Here is an 18,646-nt window from a genome sequence, read left to right as displayed (position 1 = left end):
ATTATTAGGAACTATGCTCATATAGCACAAGCCCTGATAATCTGTTTTTATTTTCAAATATAATATGGCAATAGTAAAACCATTCAAAGGCGTACGTCCTCCAAAGGAGTTCGTAGAGCAAGTAGAAAGCCGTCCTTACGACGTATTAAACTCTGAAGAAGCTCGTGAAGAAGCAAAGGGCAACGAAAAGAGCCTTTATCATATCATTAAACCAGAAATTGATTTCCCAGAAGGCACAAGTGAATACGACCCACGTGTTTACGAAAAGGCTGCTGAGAACTTCAAAATGTTCCAAGACAAGGGTTGGTTGGTTCAAGACGAAAAGGAGCAATATTACATTTACGCTCAAACAATGAACGGCAAGACTCAATATGGTATCGTTGTTGGTGCTGCTTGTCAAGACTATGTTAATGGTGTAATTAAGAAGCACGAACTTACTCGTCGCGACAAGGAAGAAGACCGTATGAAGCACGTTCGTGTAAACGATGCTAATATTGAACCTGTATTCTTCGCTTACCCTGACAATGCAGTATTGAAGGAAATCACTACACGTTACGCAGCAACAGAACCTGAATACGATTTCATCGCTCCTATCGATGGTTTCGGTCATAAGCTTTGGGTAGTTTCTGACGATAAGGACATCAAGACTATCACTGAAGAGTTTGCTAAGATGCCAAGTCTTTACATCGCAGATGGACACCACCGTTCAGCAGCTGCTGGTCTTGTAGGTGGCGAAAAAGCAAAAGCTAATCCAAACCACACAGGTAAGGAAGAATACAACTACTTCATGGCTGTTTGTTTCCAAGCATCTGAACTTACAATCCTCGATTACAACCGTGTTGTTAAGGACTTGAACGGTATGACTCCAGCTCAATTCCTCGAAGCATTGAATAAGAATTTCATCGTTGAAAAGAAGGGTGCTGCTAACTATAAGCCAGCTGCTTTGCACGAGTTCTCACTCTATTTGGAAGGCGAATGGTACTCACTCACAGCTAAGGAAGGTACTTACGACAACACAGACCCTATCGGTGTTCTTGATGTTGATATTTCAAGCCGTTTGATTCTCGACGAATTGCTCGGAATCAAGGACTTGCGTTCAAGCGACCGTATCGACTTCGTAGGTGGTCTTCGTGGTCTTGACGAACTCAAGAAACGTGTTGATAGTGGCGAAATGAAGATGGCTTTGGCTCTCTATCCTGTTTCTATGCAGCAAATCATGGACATCGCTGATAGCGGTAAGATTATGCCTCCAAAGGCTACATGGTTTGAGCCAAAACTCCGCTCTGGTCTTATCATTCACAAGCTTTCATAAGTTTGCGTGTTATTAATTTACAGAAAAGTTAATTAATGACAGATAAGTACAAGACAGTACATAAAAACACAATAGGCGAGGGGTTTTATTCCGAAAAGAGGAGTAAATTCCTCGCCTTTGTGCATCATATTGATTCTGCTGACGAGGCGTTAACTATCGTGAAGCAATATAAGAAAAAATATTACGATGCACGTCATTGCTGCTATGCCTACCGCTTGGGTGCAGAAGGAGCAGAATTTCGTGCTAATGACGATGGAGAACCTTCTTCTACTGCAGGTAAACCTATTCTTGGGCAACTCATTAGTAACGAAATTACCGATACTTTGATTTGCGTTATTCGTTATTATGGAGGTGTAAATCTTGGTACAAGCGGACTGATTGTAGCTTATCGTGAGGCTGCGGCTGATGGTATAGCACATGCTACAATCGAAGAAAAATTTGTGGAACGCCTTGTTCGTTACACTTTTTCTTATCCGATGATGAACGATGTTATGAAAATTGTCAAGGATATGAATCCTCGCATTGTAGAGCAAAACTTTGATAACACCTGTGAAATCATCTTGTCCATTCGTGAATCGCTCGCTGATGAGTTGGAAGCACGTTTAAAAAAATTATCTTTCGAATAACTTCTCGCTTATAATCCTTTTTAGTAGAAAAAAAGAAACAGGCTATATTCTACTAAAATATAGCCTGTTTTTCGTTGTAAAACAATAGCTTTTGCAAGTTTTCAGCACCAACCTTCTTTTACAAGTTCTTATCGAAATGTATAAGCGGCTTTGTTTTGTACACGTTTGTACAACCTTTTGTACACGTTTGTACAATTCGTTATACACGTTTATACAATTTTGTGCTTGCAAATAGATGTAGTGGGATTTGAATTTCTATCTTTCCCCTATTTGAAGTGCTTGTAGTAATCTTGTAAGGGCATGATTTTTCGCAAGCTCAACAACTTGTATCACGTTCCTATCAGGTTAATATGTTTCCTTTTAGTTTTGAGGAACGGAATGAATTCCACCCCTACAAGTTCCTATTATCTCACAATGACCTTGCAAACCTTGATGGTTTGTTGGTTGTTAGTAGTCTTTGCGATGTAAATACCTGCTTGGCTTGGGCGCTTGTTGCCAATGTATTGTCCGTTAATGGTGTAATAATTGGTTTGAGCATTAGCTACGTTATTTACATTTTGAGTAATTCCTGCTGTTTTGGGGTTAGATTCTATTGCACCAAAATCAATGCCTTTGCCCATGACTCTTTTATTTCCCAAAACGTCTTTATCGTAATTTTCAATGGTGATAGCCTCGCCTTTGTCAATAAATTCGCTCTTGTTCTTCAAATTCCAATCGGCTTCAAAGACTTCTTTCATGAGCTTTTCGTCTAATGTGCAACCCTTAAATTCAGTTGGTTTTACGAAGTTAGCTTTTATATCAATGCCGTTTCCAAGTGTATTGATGACTTTGGTTGGGTCTTCTTTACCATCTTTGAAGGCGATATTTTCATTGTCTGTACCTTTGCGAAGAGAGTTATTTTGCACGGTACAATTAATAATTTTGCCACCTTCGTTGAAGATTCCACCGCCAAGGAAAGAAGTACAATTATAAACAAGACCGCCTAAGAAAGTGCCTACGTTATAAACGCCACCACCTTGACCGCCTTTGTCTTCGCCCAATAGCGTGTAGTCGGCAAAGCAATTGGCTACGATATTATTGATTGCAACACCAGAATTGTAGATGCCACCACCGAAAACGCCGCGACAAGTGTAAATTTTATTATTGCGCATGATGCCGTCTGATACTACTGCACCGCCTTGACGAGCGTAGCAATCTTTGAATGTGCAATTGTCTACGTTACCCTTTACGTTGAAGAGCGCACCTCCGAAGTCTAACGAAACACATTCTGTGAAATCACAATTGCTAATGTTTACGTTCTCTGCATACACTGCTCCACCTTTTGCTTGGCTACTTGGAGCATGGGCATAAGTGCGATAGAAGTAACAATCTTTTATTTGTGCATTACCTTTTCCTACTAAATAAATGGCTGAACCATTTGCATATCTATCACCATCGGCTTTAAAATAACAAGAATTTTCTATGAATTGACAAGTAGTAATAGTTACATTTCCTAAAGCGTAAATCGCTCCACCAGCGCATATTGACTTATAGTCCATTGCGTTTGCTCCCTTGAGTGTAAGACCATCAATGGTAACAGGGGCGGTGAGTTCTACTTTGTTGAACAATAAGTGGTTGGCATTTCCTTCTGTTCCCAGCACTACATTTTTCTCAACTTCCCAACCATAGATGAAAGGGTTTTCAGGAGTTTCTGTACGCACCCACTTGTCCTCAACACCGTCGTCATCGCCGCTTAATATGGTTTCATTTACATATTCCCACGCTTTCCCGCTGTCTTTCATCTTTCGCTGCGCCTTATCTGTTTCCGTTCCTTCGAATCCTCCGTAGAACGAAACACCATCTTTTAAAAGAAAGTGGCGAGAGTTTTTGGCTCTGTTTTTAATAAGTTTTGTTGGTTTGTAAGTGCCTGCTGCAATCCAAATTTCATCGCCAATCGCAGCTTTGTCGATAGCGTCGTCTAATGTTCCGCAGGCTGTTTCCCATGAAGAACCGTCTCCAGTACCATTAATTTTTACATGATAAACCTTTGCTTGTAGTTGTGTTGATGCAAAAAATAGGCTCAGGCCAATTGTTAAAATGTGATTTCTTTTCATTGAAATAATATTGTTTAGTTAATAATACTCTCAGTTTGATGCTTTTAATAGGGGTATAAGAAGCATTCATAGTAATTGATTAGTATGCTACAAAAGTATTAATTATTTATTAAATAAACAAAATTATACGATGAAAAATGTTATATTCCTTGGTAAACCGAATTTTATATTACTATTTGTTTAGTTTTATTCTTCTTTTTTCGTCTTTGAAATCTTAATGAAAAGAAGTCCTATCGCTGTCCAAATGAGTTCACGAATGCGGACAATGAGAGCAACAAAAATACCAGCACTCGTTGTTAATCCTAAACCTGAAACCGACATTAGGAAGCCGCCTTCTCGTCCACCCAATTGCAAAGGCATGAAAAAAAGTAGGTTGGCAAACAACGTTGTAAACGATATGATGAGAATGCAATTCAGATAATTTACACTCGGAAAGAGTACAAGGAGAATGAAAAATATCTCTAATGCACTGCAAATGCGACATGCCAACTCTATAAGTACAATGGAAATGAATGTTTTCTTGTCTTGATTGTGCAAGGCAGCAATCTGTTTATCGATGTTTTCCAATTGTTCTTTATTCTCAGTAATATACTTTTTAGCCCAGTTTCTGACTCCAGGAATACGTCCTAATAGGTTCATAGAACGCACAGCGAGTCCTTTTTTATAGCCTGAAAGAAAGAACCAAATGGCTAAAATGCACACCAAGCCTATTACGGAAAGCATTGTTCCCATGAAGAAGTTCACGGGTTGAGTGAGTAAAAAAAGCGGAATTGATAAGAGCCAAAACCAAAAATGACTGAAGATATGGGTCATTACGAAGAGCAAAACCGATGACGTGGCACGTTCAACACCTATTCGTGGTGTGAGCTCCATGATGCGATAAGGCTCTCCGCCCATTAGTCCTCCTGGTGTAGCATAGTTTAACGCAAAGCCAGAAACGCTCAATTTATAGAGTAACCAAAACGGAATGGTGCGCTTGTCTTCCTCTTTTTCTTGGCTTTTGATGATGATGTACCACGACGCAGTATTAAAAATGTAGAGAAAAGCCCATAGGAAAACTACAGCAAAGAACCAATAGCCAGCGTGTTGCAACCCTTTCCAGACTTCTGCAAAGTCGAGTTGAGTAACCATAATACCTAATACGACGATGCCAAAGATAAAAAAAACGTTTTGGTACTTCTTTTTCATTGTTTATTTTGTTCGTGAATACAAGAAAATAGTTCTATTTAATCGTTACTACCCTCCCTATTGTCGCGACGTTTAGGAATTGAAAAGCGCACTTTTTCGCTATCGTCTCTGCGCTCTTTGTATAATTTCTGCAATGGATTTCTCATTGGTTCGTCATATTCTAAACGATGTCTAAAGGTGTCAATTGCAAGATAAATGGCATGTCGCATAGATATTGGGTCGGCAATGTTTTTGCCTGCAATCTCCAAATTATCCGTTATTTCGGGTGCAGTACATATTAATGGCAGTCCTGCCAAATAGTTTACGCTTCCTTCAACCGTGAGCGCACGGAACGGAGTGAGTCCCTGTTCGTAGTACATGGCGAGTATTCCGTCAAATTGTTCCCAATAGCTATCACCAAAAAACTTATCGGCTGGGTATGGACCAAAGGCTTGAATGCCTTCGCCAACTAATGCTTCGATAGCAGGAGTGATGATTTCTTGTTCCTCAGAACCAAGTAAACCATTGTCGCCAGCCTTAGGGTTTAGAGCTAATATGGCAAGGCGTGGATTAGAAATACGGAAGTCGCGCATGATACTATTGTATAGTAATTTGCCACTTTTTGTAATTCTTTCCACTGACAAAGATGCTGAAACTTGATTCAATGGTAAGTTTCTTGTCGCCAAAGCGATGCGCAATTTTTCGTTCACTAAGACACTAATGCTCGGTACTTCGGCGCATAAATGGTCTTCGATGTATCTGCTTTGTCCGCTAAATTGAAAGTTTTCGTTGTTGTTGAGCGGTGCTGTAACCAAAACATCGAACCCTCCTGCACGATAATCTTCCAATGCTCGGTCAATCGCTACTAAGCCAGCATTGCCCGATTCCTCGGTAGGTGCGCCCAATTCCACCTTTATTTCTTCATCGAAAACAGGGATAAAATTAATTCTATCAGGTTGAACTTCGTTGATGTCTTTGATGATTGTAAAGTTAGCTTCTATCCCTAAGGCATTGCGATGATAGGTTGCAACTTTTGGCGAGCCATAGATGATAGGTGTGCAAAGCTCCAACATTGCAGGCTCTTCAAAGGTTTTAAAAATGAGTTCATATCCTATTCCGTTCGTATCGCCATGAGTGATGGCCACTCGGATTTTATTTTTATTGTTCATACGTTATATTGTGTATTTTTGTTCTTATTTTGTTCTTGTGTAAAGGACTGCTTCTAAACGCCTTAAAGCGTTACGCTTTTTTGCTCCTGGGGCATAGATGAAAGCCTCGCTCACGATGATTTTACCTCCGTTTTCTTTCCAATAAGCTATGAAAGGACCTCCCATTGCATCGTCTTTCATTTCCCATAAGCCACGAATGGTAACCGATTTACCTTTGTTCTGTGTGGTTTCGGTGATTGCTGCGGTGCGCATATACATTCCTTTGCGTTCGCCTTGTATGTTTTTGCGCATGACACTGTCGCATTGTTGCCTAAAATTGGTTGCATGAATGGTGTAAAAACACATATTTTGCATGCTTGAAGGCGAATTATTTGAGAGCCAAAGGAAGTCTTTCCCCACTTTGCTGGCAGTCATATCAGGCGGTATTTTCACCTTAATGCCAAACATTTGTTGTATTTTAGCTTCGGCTTCTTTGTTCGAATGTTTGACCAATTCGTTTTGCGCTCGCTTCAATTCTGCTTTAATGAAGTAGTTTCGTAACTTTTCGCCTTGCTGTTTCACAAAACCCATGTATGCCTTTTCCGTTGGAGAAGTTATGGTTACAACAACTTGTTGCCGTGCATAAATATCTTGTTGGCTACTCAATTCCGTCGTTTTGTATTGTTTGTCTATTTTAATGATGACAATATTGCTGAGCAATTTCTCATCTCCGTTGAGTGTATCTGCTGCTGATTTTATAACATCGAATGTAGGTTCCGCTTGTGGCAATCCGTTCATTGGAGAAGAAAGCACATTGGAAATGGAGTTTTTTCTATCGCCTACAATCAACACTTCGAATGGTTTTCCGTAACTTGTTGGCTTTAAGGAATTTTCATTGCAAGCCATTAGTGTTAGGAACAACACCAAGTAACAGAACCATTGTAACTTACGCATGTTTGTTGGCATTCTTTTTTGCTGTAGAAAGTAGTCCACATGCTGCAAAAATATCTTGTCCCCGACTTGCACGAATGGTGGTGAAAACTCCATGAGCGGTTAGATAATTTCTAAACTCTTCCATCTTTTTATCGTCCACTCCTTGCAATGGAACGTTGGGAATGGTGTGGAAACGAATGAGGTTGAACCGACATTCCAAGCCTTCTACCAACTTAATGATAGCTTTGGCATGGGCGACAGAGTCGTTTTTACCTTTGAAAACAATGTATTCGAACGACAAACGGCGTTGATGCGAGAAGTCGTAATTGCGCAACATTTCTACGATTTCTGTAATCGACATGGCTTTTTCGCTTGGCATTACTTCTATTCTCTCTTCTGGAATAGGGTTGTGCATGCTAATGGCAACGTGGCAATCGCTCTCTTCAAGGAAGCGTTTTAGTTTACTTTTTATACCAATTGAACTCACTGTGATGCGTTTTGGCGACCATGCGTAAGCGTAATCAGCCGTCAGCAGTTGCGTTGTTTTCAGTACATTATCGTAGTTATCCATTGGCTCGCCTTGTCCCATGAACACAATGTTGGTTAGCTTTTCGCGTTCAGGGAGCGAGTAGATTTGGTTCAATATATCGGCTGTTGTGAGGTTTCCCTCAAATCCTTGTTTGCCTGTTTGGCAGAAAAGACAATTCATTTTGCAGCCTACTTGTGAGGAAACGCATAATGTAGCACGATTTTCGTCAGGGATATAAACCGACTCAACAAACTTTCCGTTGTCTGTTGGGAATAGATATTTGATGGTGCCGTCCTTAGAATATTGGGCGTCTATGTGCTTTTTGCAACCAATGGTGTAGTTTTCTTTCAGCTTTTCCCGATTGTCTTTTGAAATATTGGTCATCTCGTCAATAGATGTTACATGCTGTGTGTAAAGCCACTTTGCCATTTGTCCGCCCGTAAAGGCAGGCATGCCCAACTCCTTGGCTACATTTTTCAGCTCCAATAGATTCATTCCCACGAGCGGCTTCTTTCCTACTTCCATAATCTTTTCTCGTTTATTGTTGGTGCAAAGATAGCGAAAAAATAAGGAAAAACTATGTTTTTGGCTTTAATCTTCATATGTATAAAAGGAATAAGCTTTACTTCTTTGCAACGATTATCCTTTCTTCTCTGGTGCTTAGTAGCGTTATCTACTGCTGTTTCTCTTTGCGGACACGGTAGTTTCCCTGTGGGGAAACGATGATAGTACCCTTTTGAGCGTACTCGAGTACTTAAACAAGATTACTCCAGTACTTCTGTGGGAGTACTTTTGTGAGAATATTGGCGTCTTATTCGCCTTGTTATGGTAAAATAATAGGGTGTTTTGGTGAAAAAAATGTTACAAGTGTTTTGTTTATAAATATTATTTGTAACTTTGGAGTGTAGTGGTAGAAGCGTTAAACCTATTGCAACGTACTGCGCAAAGGCGAAAAACTACTAACCAAGAATGTTAATTATGAAAAGATGATATATGGGATACCTTAAATTTGAAAAGGTTTTGATGACCAATTTGCAAGATTCTCTTCCGCGTGAGTTGTTACGAACCAATCGCTCGGGTGCTTATGCTTGTTCAACAATAGTAGATTGTAACACCAGAACTTATCATGGCTTGTTGGTTGTGCCTATTCCTGAATTAGACGACGAGAATCATGTGCTGTTGAGTTCGTTAGACCCTACTGTAATTCAGCATGGTGCAGCTTTCAACTTAGGTTTGCACAAATATCAAGGAGGCGACTTTAGTCCGAAAGGTCATAAATATATTCGCGAGTTCGATTGCGACAAAGTGCCAACCACCTTGTACAGAGTGGGAAACGCAATCCTTCGGAAAGAAGTTGTGTTCCAACATTACGAAGACCGCATTCTTATCCGTTACACTTTGGTAGAAGGCGCACCGCAAACCATTTTGCAATTTCGTCCGTTCCTTGCTTTTCGTAGTGTCAAAGAGTTTACACACGAGAATGCAGGCATCAATAAGGATTTCCACAATGCGGAAAACGGCATTGCTACATGTTTGTATGAAGGCTATCCGCAATTGTTTATGCAATTTTCGAAAGCCAACGAATTTCATTATGAACCCTATTGGTACAGAGGATTAGAATATCCAAAGGAACAAGAGCGTGGATATAATTCTACGGAAGACCTTTATGTGCCAGGCTATTTTGAAATGAAAATACGCAAAGGAGAAAGCATTGTCTTTTCGGCTTCTACATCAGAAATAAAGACTTCGGGACTGAAACGATTGTTCGATAAAGAAGTTGAAGCACGCCAGCCTCGCGATAATTTTTTCCATTGTCTTGTCAATGCTGCTCACCAGTTCCATAACCGCAAGAAAACAAGTGGGCGATATATCCTTGCGGGTTATCCTTGGTTCAAATGTAGAGCGCGCGACCAATTCATAGCATTGCCTGGACTAACATTGAGCATAGGCGAATCAGACTACTTTGAACTCGTTATGGCAACTGCCGAACAAGGTTTAAGAGAGTTTATGGAGAGGAAAGATTTGTCGGTTGCTATAACCGAAATGGACAAACCCGATGTGATGTTATGGTGTATTTGGGCTATTCAGCAATATGCTAAAGAAGTTGGAACAGAGCAATGTATTGAAAAATATGGAAAACTTTTGCACGATTTGCTTACTTACATCATAGACGGAAAGCACCCCAATCTGTTGCTTCACGACAATGGATTGGTCTATGCAGAAGGTAAAAACACAGCAATCACATGGATGAACGCTATGCTTGATGGTCGCCCTGTCAATCCACGTTCGGGGTATATTGTTGAGTTCAATGCCCTATGGTATAATGATATTAGGTTTGCAGCCGAACTTTTGCGCAATGGAGAAACCGCTGAACTCGTAGAACAATTAGACACAATAGCCACGAATTGTAAGGAATCGTTTGTTAAAACCTTCGTCAATCAGTATGGTTATCTTTACGATTATGTGGACGGAAATATGGTAGATTGGAGTGTTCGCCCCAATATGATATTGGCTGCCGCTTTAGATTATTCGCCTTTGGAGCAAAATCAAAAGAAAAACATCGTAGATATTTGCACGCGTGAACTATTAACACCAAAGGGCTTGCGCTCGCTTTCGCCCAAGAGTGAAGGTTTTACACCTGTATGTGCTGGCGACAATAACTATCGTACACGCATTTATCATCAAGGAACAGCGTGGCCATGGTTGGGCGGTTTCTATTTGGAAGCGTGTATGAAGCTTTATAAGCGCACACGTTTGAGTTTCATAGAACGTCAGTTAGTGGGCTATGAAGACGAAACGATAACCCATTGTTTGGGAACTATTCCTGAATATTTCGACGGTAATCCGCCTTACAAAGGACGTGGCGCAATATCTTTTGCAATGAATGTAGCAGGAATATTGCGTACCTTAGCGTTGCTTGAAAAGTATAAATATTAAAATTAGGAGGAACAGAATGAAAGTATTAATGTTTGGTTGGGAGTATCCACCACATGTTTTTGGCGGACTGGCTACTGCTAATTTTGGTATTTCAGAGGGACTTTATGCGCAAGGCGACATAGAAACTACGCTCTGTTTGCCACACCCTTTTGGCGATGAAGATAGAACTTACGCCAATATTGTTGCCATGAACAAAGTGCCAATTGTGTATCGTGAGATGAGCCACGACCACCTAAAGGAACTTTTAGGCAACCTGATGGACACTGACTTGTATTACAAATTGCGTAACAACATCTATGCAGATTTTAGCGAAATGTACACCAATGAGGTGGGAGCGATGGAATTTGCGGGTGGTTATCCAAGTAATTTGAATGAAGAAATAAACAATTATTCTATCATTGCAGGGGTAGTTGCACGGACAATGGAGTATGATATTATTCACGCTCACGACTGGCTTACCTTCCCAGCAGGCATACATGCCAAACAAATATCGGGTAAACCATTGTGCATTCATGTGCATGCTACCGACTTTGACCGTTCTCGTGGAAATGTAAATCCTACGGTTTACAGCATTGAAAAGAATGGTATGGACTATGCTGACTGCATCATGTGTGTGTCGGAACTTACTCGTCAGACAGTTATTAAGCAGTATCATCAAAACCCTGACAAGGTGTTTACGGTGCATAATGCCGTTTATCCGTTGCGAAAAGAAGTTGCCGAATTGCCACGACCTTCACATAAGGGAAAGGAAAAAATCATTACTTTCCTCGGTCGCATTACGATGCAAAAAGGTCCAGAATACTTTGTTGAAGCAGCCAATTTGGTATTACACAGAACACGAAACGTACGCTTTTGTATGGCTGGTTCGGGCGATATGATGAACGAAATGATTACGCTTGCTGCCAAACGAGGCATTGCCGACCGTTTCCACTTCCCTGGTTTTATGCGAGGCAACCAAGTTTACGAATGTTTGAAAGCCTCTGACGTGTACGTTATGCCGTCTGTGAGCGAGCCTTTTGGCATTTCGCCCTTAGAAGCCATGCAATGCGGAACGCCAAGTATTATTTCTCATCAAAGTGGTTGTGCTGAAATTCTACACAATTGCATTAAAGTAGACTATTGGGACATAGAAGCCATGGCAGATGCGATGTATTCTATATGCCAAAACGAGAGTCTTTTTACTTATCTTTCAGAGAAAGGAAAAGAAGAGGTAGACAACATAACATGGGAAAAGGTGGGCGCATGGATTCGTGAACTCTATATGCGCACATTGGGTTGGAATAATTGATAAAAGAAATCAGCCACAACAATAAAAAAAGAAGAACAATGAAAACAATCTGTTTATATTTTGAAATTCACCAAATCATACATTTGCGCCGTTATCGTTTCTTCGATATTGGCACAGACCATTACTATTATGACGATTACGAGAACGAACGTAGCATCAGAGAAATCGTAGAACATAGCTATATTCCTGCACTTGATACACTTTTAGAAATGATAAACGGAAGCGGAGGTTACTTTAAAGTGGCATTTTGCATATCGGGTGTGGGCATAGAAAGTTTGGAACAATATGCGCCAGAGGTAATTGAGAAGATTCAAGCGTTAGCCCAAACGGGTTGCGTTGAGTTTCTTGCCGAACCTTATTCGCATGGTCTTGCGGCTTTAGGCAATGAGGAAAGTTTCAAACGGGAGGTGAAACGATTGAGCAAGAAAATTAAAGAATACTTTGGGTATACGCCAAAAGTATTGCGTAACTCTTCGCTCATTTATAGCGATGATATTGGTTTAATGGCAGCCGATATGGGTTTTAAGGGAATGATAACCGAAGGTGCAAAGCACATTTTGGGTTGGAAGAGTCCGCACTATTTATACCATTGCGCCCTTGCTCCAAAGTTAAAACTTATTTTGCGTGATGTTACGTTGAGCGATGACATTTCTTTGCGTTTCAACAACTCCGAATGGGAGGGGTATCCGTTATTTGCCGAAAACTATATTGAGCGTATTGCAACCCAGCCAGAAGACGAAAAAGTGTATGGAATATTTATGAATCTTACCGCTTTAGGCATGGAACAACCGCTCCATTCCAATATTCTTGAGTTTTTCAAAGCATTGCCTGAATGTGCAAGAAGTAAGGGTGTTACGTTCTCTACGCCGATAGAAATATGCAATACAGAGCAGTCGGTTGATGAATTGTCTGTGCCCTATCCAATCAGTTGGCGTGATGAGGAGCGCGACATTAGCACTTGGCTCGGAAATGCCATGCAACGTGAGGCGTTCAATAAACTATATTCAGTAGCCGATAGAATAAGAATTTCGAACGACCCACGCATTAATCAAGACTGGGACTACCTTCAAGCGAGCGACAACTTTAGTGCAATGAGTACGAAACCTGTGCCTGTGGGGGTAGACCGTGGCATTTATAGTACACCATTCGATGCCTTTACCAACTATATGAATATTCTTGGCGATTTCATCAATCGTGTAGATGCGCTCTATCCTGTTGAAATTGACAATGAAGAACTCGACGGATTGCTCACGACAATTCATAATCAAGAAAAGAAAATCGAATTGCGCGACAAGGAAATAGTCTTGTTGAAAGCCAAAGTAGAGAAGTTAGACCAAGAATGCGACAAACTTCGTGTCCAACTTTCCGACTGCAAGAAGAGTGGGAAAGCCACTAAATCAAAGGCAAAAGCTGTAAAAAAGTCGGCAAAAGAAGAATAAATTATTTATAACTGAGCCTTAATTATTTTCTGTTAGGGTGTGATTTTTATAGCAATAGTTCGTTAAAATTTGAGTATATGGCTACGCAGCCTTAGGCTGCCAGCCAATGAGTTCTTTGACAATCTTACTAATTAGTGTTTACTGAATAATTTATAACTCTCTGATATTTAAGTTTATATAACTTTATTTCTTCGTTTGTTTAACAAAAAAATCGTACCTTTATATAGTTAAATCCATAGCAAGATGAAGTTTTACGCTCCAAAATACAAGCAACTTGACCTCGGTTTGCTCCGCTCATCCCTTGATGAGTTGGACAAGACAAACCGATGGGTGGCTCTCGGAGACCTTCTTCCATGGACAGAACTTGAGAAGGAATACAACTCAAGGTTGGACAATCAGAAGAAAGGTGCAGGGAACAAGCCGGCACGCATGATTCTCAGCGCAATGATTATCAAGCACAAACTAAACCTAAGTGATGCCGAGACCATCGAGATTATCAGAGAGAGTCCCTACATGCAGTACTTTTGTGGATTGCATGAGTTCACCGACAAGCCTATATTCGACCCGAGCCTATTCGTCACGATACGCAAGCGAATCTCAGAGGAAGAACTCAACAAGATGACAGTCAAGCTTCTCGACAAGCAGAGGCGTCTTCTTGAAGAGAAACGCAAGCGTGAGGAAGAAGAGGCGAAGAAGAATGATGAGGACCCGCCGACTCCGAAACCAGAGGATCCGAATGCCGCTTCCTTCACCGACTCAAAAGGTCGCGAGCACAAGGGAGTGCTGAAGATTGATGCTACCTGTGCCGATGCAGAGATGCGTTATCCTGTTGACGTTGATATAATACATGATGGTTGCCGCAAGGTTACCGACTATATTATAAAGGTGTGCGAGATGTTTGAGCTGCACAAGCCACGCACGAACTACAAGCATGCACGTCAGGCATACCTTCAGCTTGTCAAGAAAGCCAAGAAGAAAGGCAAGATGGTGCGTGATACTATAGGTGTGATGCTCAACTACTTGCGCAAGGACACCCGCATCTTAATGGACTTGCTTGCAAAGAACAAGACGTACTACGAGAGCCTATTCCTATATGAGAAACGCACCTTGACTGCAATCCTCACGATGTACCATCAGCAGCAGGAGATGTACAGGTCAAAGAGTCATACTTGTGCAGACCGCATACTGAGCATCTTTCAGCCACACGTCCGTGCCATTGTCCGTGGAAAGGCTAAGGCAAGGACTGAGTTCGGGACCAAGATAGGTGCAAGCATAGTTGAGGGCTATACGTTCATCGACCACCACAGCTGGGATGCCTACAACGAGAGCCAGGACCTCTTGCTACAGATTCAACTTTTCAAAGAACGCTTCGGCTACCTTCCGGCCACCATCCTTGCGGATAAGATTTACCTGAACAGGTCAAACCGAGATATACTTGAGGATTTTGAAATCCATTCATACTGCAAACCGTTAGGGCGACCACCGAAGGATCCTCCTTCAGATGAGATGAAATCCAGAATGGCCAAAGCCATCGGGGAACGCAATGAAATCGAATGCTCATTCGGTACTGGCAAGAGAATCTATCGAGCCAATGACATAAGAGCCAAGCTTCCAGATACAGCACGATGCTGGACAGGAATGTGCTACTTCGTTAAAAACGTGATGAAGTTCCTGAGGGAACTTTGTCTTGCCCTGACCGAAATCTGGCGGTTTTTCATCATTATCGTCACTATGAGGGTCTACGTCTGCTACCCTCTGTCTGTGAAGAGATAATAATTCAGCAGACCCTAATTAAAGTTCGGTTCGGTCGGCATCGGGACATGTCGAAAATTAATTTCGTATAGTTCGCATTGAACATCAACGACTTAACTTTTGCCATGGAATTGTCCATGCCATTGTCTTTCATGAAGACCTTGGCGGCATTCAGTGAGGCGAACGATGCGTTGAACGCAAAGTCCAGCTGGCTCTTGTGTCTTGCCTGACAATCCATAAGTCCCGTAAACTGCTTGCTGTCGCGATAGCAGAACTCTATCTGGAAACGAGTGCGGTATGTCTTCAATACTTCCTCACCCGTCATTGAGAGTTTTGTCGAGAAGAACAACTTGCACTTTCCACCTGGCATTCGCCAGATGACAAGTGTTGTCACGGAAGCGGCTGACCAGATAGAAGCCAAGTTCCGACATGCCCTTCTCGAACGTGGATGTGGAGAAGAATGCGTCAGCCACTACTATATCAGTGATACTCAGCAGTTTCTTTGAATACCGCTTCATAACACTGATGTAATATTCGACGAGTGTCTTGTTCCTCATCTTCAGCGCGGAGTTCCCTATTGTCTGATGGGCACGCAGCATCATGCACTTGTTGTTGGCAACATCCAGCAAGCCGATGCCCATAATTTCAAGTCCGTGCTTCACCGCCCCTGCACATCCCGACCAGAACCGTCCGATATGAGGAGTCTTCTTCCCGGCCTTGCTGATATAGCATGGGTCTATGGCAATGGCAAGTAAGCCACCCATATCCAACACACGCCTTGCAAGAGACAGGTTCAACAGAAGCCAATCGATGCAGTCTTTCTTCTTGCGGTTGAAATTCTGACGATAGGTCTGCTCGCCGTGCTTGCCGTAGCGAGCCATCTGTGTGAAGTTTATCTTTCTGGGTAGAATCATATATAAAGTCAGTATCTCGATGAGCAGAGTCTGGAAAGTTTTTGCTAACTTTGCACCAGTTTCTTTCATTGATGTACGGATTGCATCCTTGAGGATCTCCTCATATTGGCTAAGTGGTTCTGAAATCATCATACTTTTAAAGTCTTGAATAAATTATAAGGGTACTGAAAATCAGACACTTAGCCAAATTTATTTAGTTGTGTTTTGTTAATCAACTCGCTCATTTTCAAACAATTATGTGATTATTAACAGAGTATTGTTATAAAGTTCTTCATTGCAAATTTTGAGTGATTTAATTTTCGGAACGTGATAAATCACGCCCTAATAAGAAAGAAAAGCATATAATCTATTGATTATTAGTAGATTATATGCAAATATACCAACTATAAACGCCATTAAGAAAAATGGAAATTTTGACCAATCTGTATCTTTCTGAAAATCAACAAGTTATATATTGTGTTTTCAAACCTATTGTTTGGTATTTCAAAACAATAGGTTTTGTGGTTCAAAATAGGCTCTTTTAAGCTCCAAAACAATAGATTAAAAAAACGCAATAATTTTCCATTGTTCTATATTTCCTATTATCTAAATGTTTCATGGGTAACGGAAAATTGATGAAAGGACAAAGTTTGAAAAGTTATTTGTTATTTACGGAATTAAAAACCTTGAATAGCAAAACTTTATAATAAGTTTTCATGGTTCAAAAAAAATATCTAACTTTGTGAAATGAATCTGTAAAAAACTTTGAATTCATTTATAGATTTGATAAATCAGCAAGGAAGAAAATGGGAAATCAAGAAAAGTTAATTATTAAGACGTTTGGTCCGATTCAAAATGCAGAAGTTATTTTCAACAAAGTAACTATATTTGTTGGTGAGCAAGGAGTGGGAAAGAGTACAATTGTAAAACTTTATTCACTATTTACATGGTTGGAAAAAGCCATAACACGCCATCAAGTTAAGATTTCAGACCTTGAAAAACCAGCACGTTTTAAGAATAAATACTGTCTTTACAATAATCTTTCATCGCTGTTTAAAGACGAAACCGAAATAACTTTTCATGGTTTACACTATTGCTTTACTTACGAAAAAGGTGGAATTAACATTACAGAAAATAAAGAAAACACTGATGATTTCAACCTTGCAAAGGTAATGTATGTGCCTGCAGAACGCAATATATTAGGTAGCATTGACCACCCATCTTATTTAAAAGGGCTGCCCCCTGCTTTATTTACGTTTTTAGAGGAATATGATAAAGCAAAAAATGCATTGAAAACAGGTTTTGAATTGCCTTTCAACAATACTTTTTTTGAGTATGATGCACTCAACGATATGCCTAAAATTCGTAACAATGATTACGAAATAAAGTTGTCAGAAGCATCAAGTGGTTTTCAATCAACTTTGCCTTTATTGCTGGTTTCAAAGCATATATCAGATATGGTGTTCGACCGTTCAAAGAGTTCTGAATTGACAGAAACAGAAAAGAAAACTTTGAAGAGGGAGGTAGAAAAAATAATGGGGAACGAAAATCTGACAGAAGAAGTGAAGGTAGCGTCGTTAAAGTCACTTTCGGCTAAATATAAGTATTCTCGTTTTTTGAATATTGTCGAAGAGCCAGAGTTAAATTTGTATCCTACCTCGCAACGAAACGTATTGATTCGACTGATAGAAGATGCTAAGAAGATGGAAAACAATAAGTTGGTTATGACAACGCATAGCCCTTACGTTATAAATTATCTAACTATTTTTGTAAAAGCAGCACAGTTGGCAAAGCAAATAAAAAAGGATAAATGGTTGAAAGAAGTGGAAAAGATAGTACCATTAAAGGCTCATTTGTGTTCTTCAGAACTTGTCATTTTTCAAGTATCTAATGGTAGAGTTGAGCAATTAGCAAGTTCAGAGGGTATTCCGTCTGATGCAAATTTCTTAAATGAAATGTTGCAAGTTACAAATGACGATTTTGACCGCCTTTTAGAGATAGAAGAAGAGATTGAAAATGGAAACAATTAACTTTTTCAAAGACGAGGAAAAGATTGAAGAAAAATGTTTTGGTTTGTGCGATGATTTTGATGAACAAGCCAAAACACCAGCTTATTGCAGCATAAATCTTGAAGAAAAGGAAAATTGGATAGCTACAGTAAGCAACAAAACAGATAATAGCATAGCCTTTATTGCTGTTGATAACAAAATAGAATTACGGAGGGCGAATGGCGAAATGGATTATCGCTGTGATGCAATGCTGCATAATGAGGATTACATTGTATTTGTAGAATTGAAAAATCAACGTGAAAATTGGATAAAACATGCAGTGGAAGACCAACTATTATCAACGATTAATGCCTTTAAAAACGCACAAGATATAACCCAATTTAAGCACAAAGTAGCCTACGCTTGCAATAAAAAGCAACCCAAATTTGCGGTTAGCCATAAGCAATACATGAATGATTTTAAACGAAAAAATAATGTTCGATTGATTATTAGCAATGAAATAACACTGAAGTAATACTAC

Annotated in this window: 15 protein-coding genes; 8 read left to right on the top strand and 7 right to left on the bottom strand. The window is 40.3% G+C overall.

Annotation, left to right across the window (positions count from 1 at the left end):
• The first annotated feature begins 64 nt into the window (after positions 1 to 64).
• Both DYI03_RS06880 and DYI03_RS06875 read left to right on the top strand, forming a co-directional pair.
• Positions 65 to 1,312: a DUF1015 domain-containing protein gene (locus DYI03_RS06880; protein WP_004355885.1), complete on the top strand. Its 1,248-nt coding sequence runs from the start codon at positions 65 to 67 to the stop codon at positions 1,310 to 1,312.
• A 35-nt stretch (positions 1,313 to 1,347) separates the two neighbouring features.
• On the top strand, positions 1,348 to 1,938 hold the full coding sequence (locus DYI03_RS06875) for an IMPACT family protein (protein ID WP_004355853.1): 591 nt from the start codon (positions 1,348 to 1,350) through the stop codon (positions 1,936 to 1,938).
• A gap of 404 nt (positions 1,939 to 2,342) precedes the next feature.
• Here DYI03_RS06875 and DYI03_RS06870 read toward each other — a convergent pair whose 3' ends face one another.
• From DYI03_RS06870 to rlmN, 5 genes are all read right to left on the bottom strand, one after another.
• The gene (locus tag DYI03_RS06870) at positions 2,343 to 4,031 is read right to left on the bottom strand and encodes a right-handed parallel beta-helix repeat-containing protein (RefSeq protein ID WP_021670247.1); all 1,689 of its coding nucleotides are present in this window, start codon (positions 4,029 to 4,031) and stop codon (positions 2,343 to 2,345) included.
• Between the two features lie 186 nt (positions 4,032 to 4,217).
• The gene (locus DYI03_RS06865; protein WP_021670246.1) at positions 4,218 to 5,219 is read right to left on the bottom strand and encodes a lysylphosphatidylglycerol synthase transmembrane domain-containing protein; all 1,002 of its coding nucleotides are present in this window, start codon (positions 5,217 to 5,219) and stop codon (positions 4,218 to 4,220) included.
• Positions 5,220 to 5,257: 38 nt separating this feature from the next.
• Complete coding sequence (locus DYI03_RS06860; RefSeq protein WP_021670245.1) at positions 5,258 to 6,367, bottom strand: PdxA family dehydrogenase; 1,110 nt, start codon at positions 6,365 to 6,367, stop codon at positions 5,258 to 5,260.
• A gap of 24 nt (positions 6,368 to 6,391) precedes the next feature.
• Positions 6,392 to 7,312: a DUF4837 family protein gene (locus DYI03_RS06855; protein ID WP_025064672.1), complete on the bottom strand. Its 921-nt coding sequence runs from the start codon at positions 7,310 to 7,312 to the stop codon at positions 6,392 to 6,394.
• Positions 7,293 to 8,333, bottom strand: coding sequence for a 23S rRNA (adenine(2503)-C(2))-methyltransferase RlmN (gene rlmN, locus DYI03_RS06850; protein ID WP_021670243.1), 1,041 nt, complete (start codon positions 8,331 to 8,333; stop codon positions 7,293 to 7,295). Before rlmN ends, DYI03_RS06855 begins: the two co-directional genes overlap by 20 nt.
• A gap of 468 nt (positions 8,334 to 8,801) precedes the next feature.
• On the opposite strand from rlmN, the gene DYI03_RS06845 reads away from it, so the two are divergent.
• From DYI03_RS06845 to DYI03_RS06830, 4 genes are all read left to right on the top strand, one after another.
• Positions 8,802 to 10,745 (top strand): glycogen debranching enzyme N-terminal domain-containing protein, encoded by a 1,944-nt coding sequence (locus DYI03_RS06845; RefSeq protein WP_021670242.1) that lies wholly within the window; start codon positions 8,802 to 8,804, stop codon positions 10,743 to 10,745.
• Between the two features lie 16 nt (positions 10,746 to 10,761).
• A complete protein-coding gene (locus tag DYI03_RS06840; RefSeq protein ID WP_036870585.1) occupies positions 10,762 to 12,033 on the top strand; it encodes a glycosyltransferase family 4 protein in 1,272 nt (423 codons plus the stop codon).
• 38 nt (positions 12,034 to 12,071) lie between these two features.
• A complete protein-coding gene (locus tag DYI03_RS06835; RefSeq protein ID WP_021670241.1) occupies positions 12,072 to 13,472 on the top strand; it encodes a glycoside hydrolase family 57 protein in 1,401 nt (466 codons plus the stop codon).
• A 243-nt stretch (positions 13,473 to 13,715) separates the two neighbouring features.
• The gene (locus DYI03_RS06830; RefSeq protein ID WP_115367914.1) at positions 13,716 to 15,245 is read left to right on the top strand and encodes an IS5 family transposase; all 1,530 of its coding nucleotides are present in this window, start codon (positions 13,716 to 13,718) and stop codon (positions 15,243 to 15,245) included.
• 4 nt (positions 15,246 to 15,249) lie between these two features.
• Here the strand turns inward: DYI03_RS06830 and DYI03_RS13665 are convergent, their stop codons facing one another.
• Both DYI03_RS13665 and DYI03_RS06825 read right to left on the bottom strand, forming a co-directional pair.
• Positions 15,250 to 15,549 carry a hypothetical protein gene (locus DYI03_RS13665; protein ID WP_244916336.1) on the bottom strand — a complete coding sequence of 100 codons (300 nt, stop codon included), beginning with the start codon at positions 15,547 to 15,549 and terminating at the stop codon, positions 15,250 to 15,252.
• Entirely contained in the window at positions 15,539 to 16,270 is a 732-nt protein-coding gene (locus tag DYI03_RS06825; RefSeq protein ID WP_244916335.1) for a transposase, read from the bottom strand. The genes DYI03_RS13665 and DYI03_RS06825 overlap by 11 nt, the downstream gene beginning before the upstream one ends.
• 653 nt (positions 16,271 to 16,923) lie before the next feature.
• On the opposite strand from DYI03_RS06825, the gene DYI03_RS06820 reads away from it, so the two are divergent.
• The gene (locus DYI03_RS06820) at positions 16,924 to 18,147 is read left to right on the top strand and encodes an AAA family ATPase (protein ID WP_021669393.1); all 1,224 of its coding nucleotides are present in this window, start codon (positions 16,924 to 16,926) and stop codon (positions 18,145 to 18,147) included.
• Entirely contained in the window at positions 18,134 to 18,640 is a 507-nt protein-coding gene (locus tag DYI03_RS06815) for a hypothetical protein (protein ID WP_021669392.1), read from the top strand. The genes DYI03_RS06820 and DYI03_RS06815 overlap by 14 nt, the downstream gene beginning before the upstream one ends.
• The last annotated feature ends 6 nt before the right edge of the window (positions 18,641 to 18,646 follow it).

It is taken from the genome of Prevotella disiens, from assembly GCF_900454955.1.
GTDB classification, from domain to species: Bacteria; Bacteroidota; Bacteroidia; order Bacteroidales; family Bacteroidaceae; genus Prevotella; species Prevotella disiens.
The sequence above is the reverse complement of the archived record's forward strand: the minus strand, read 5'-3'. Positions and strand labels throughout refer to the sequence as shown.

Coding starts and splice junctions, on each gene's coding strand:
- DYI03_RS06825 (WP_244916335.1), bottom strand. CDS start 16,270: ATGATGATTTCAGAACCACTTAGCCAATATGAGGAGATCCTCAAGGAT.
- DYI03_RS06870 (WP_021670247.1), bottom strand. CDS start 4,031: ATGAAAAGAAATCACATTTTAACAATTGGCCTGAGCCTATTTTTTGCA.
- DYI03_RS06835 (WP_021670241.1), top strand. CDS start 12,072: ATGAAAACAATCTGTTTATATTTTGAAATTCACCAAATCATACATTTG.
- DYI03_RS06830 (WP_115367914.1), top strand. CDS start 13,716: ATGAAGTTTTACGCTCCAAAATACAAGCAACTTGACCTCGGTTTGCTC.
- DYI03_RS06865 (WP_021670246.1), bottom strand. CDS start 5,219: ATGAAAAAGAAGTACCAAAACGTTTTTTTTATCTTTGGCATCGTCGTA.
- DYI03_RS06815 (WP_021669392.1), top strand. CDS start 18,134: ATGGAAACAATTAACTTTTTCAAAGACGAGGAAAAGATTGAAGAAAAA.
- DYI03_RS06855 (WP_025064672.1), bottom strand. CDS start 7,312: ATGCCAACAAACATGCGTAAGTTACAATGGTTCTGTTACTTGGTGTTG.
- rlmN (WP_021670243.1), bottom strand. CDS start 8,333: ATGGAAGTAGGAAAGAAGCCGCTCGTGGGAATGAATCTATTGGAGCTG.
- DYI03_RS13665 (WP_244916336.1), bottom strand. CDS start 15,549: ATGACGGGTGAGGAAGTATTGAAGACATACCGCACTCGTTTCCAGATA.
- DYI03_RS06880 (WP_004355885.1), top strand. CDS start 65: ATGGCAATAGTAAAACCATTCAAAGGCGTACGTCCTCCAAAGGAGTTC.
- DYI03_RS06860 (WP_021670245.1), bottom strand. CDS start 6,367: ATGAACAATAAAAATAAAATCCGAGTGGCCATCACTCATGGCGATACG.
- DYI03_RS06840 (WP_036870585.1), top strand. CDS start 10,762: ATGAAAGTATTAATGTTTGGTTGGGAGTATCCACCACATGTTTTTGGC.
- DYI03_RS06875 (WP_004355853.1), top strand. CDS start 1,348: ATGACAGATAAGTACAAGACAGTACATAAAAACACAATAGGCGAGGGG.
- DYI03_RS06820 (WP_021669393.1), top strand. CDS start 16,924: ATGGGAAATCAAGAAAAGTTAATTATTAAGACGTTTGGTCCGATTCAA.
- DYI03_RS06845 (WP_021670242.1), top strand. CDS start 8,802: ATGGGATACCTTAAATTTGAAAAGGTTTTGATGACCAATTTGCAAGAT.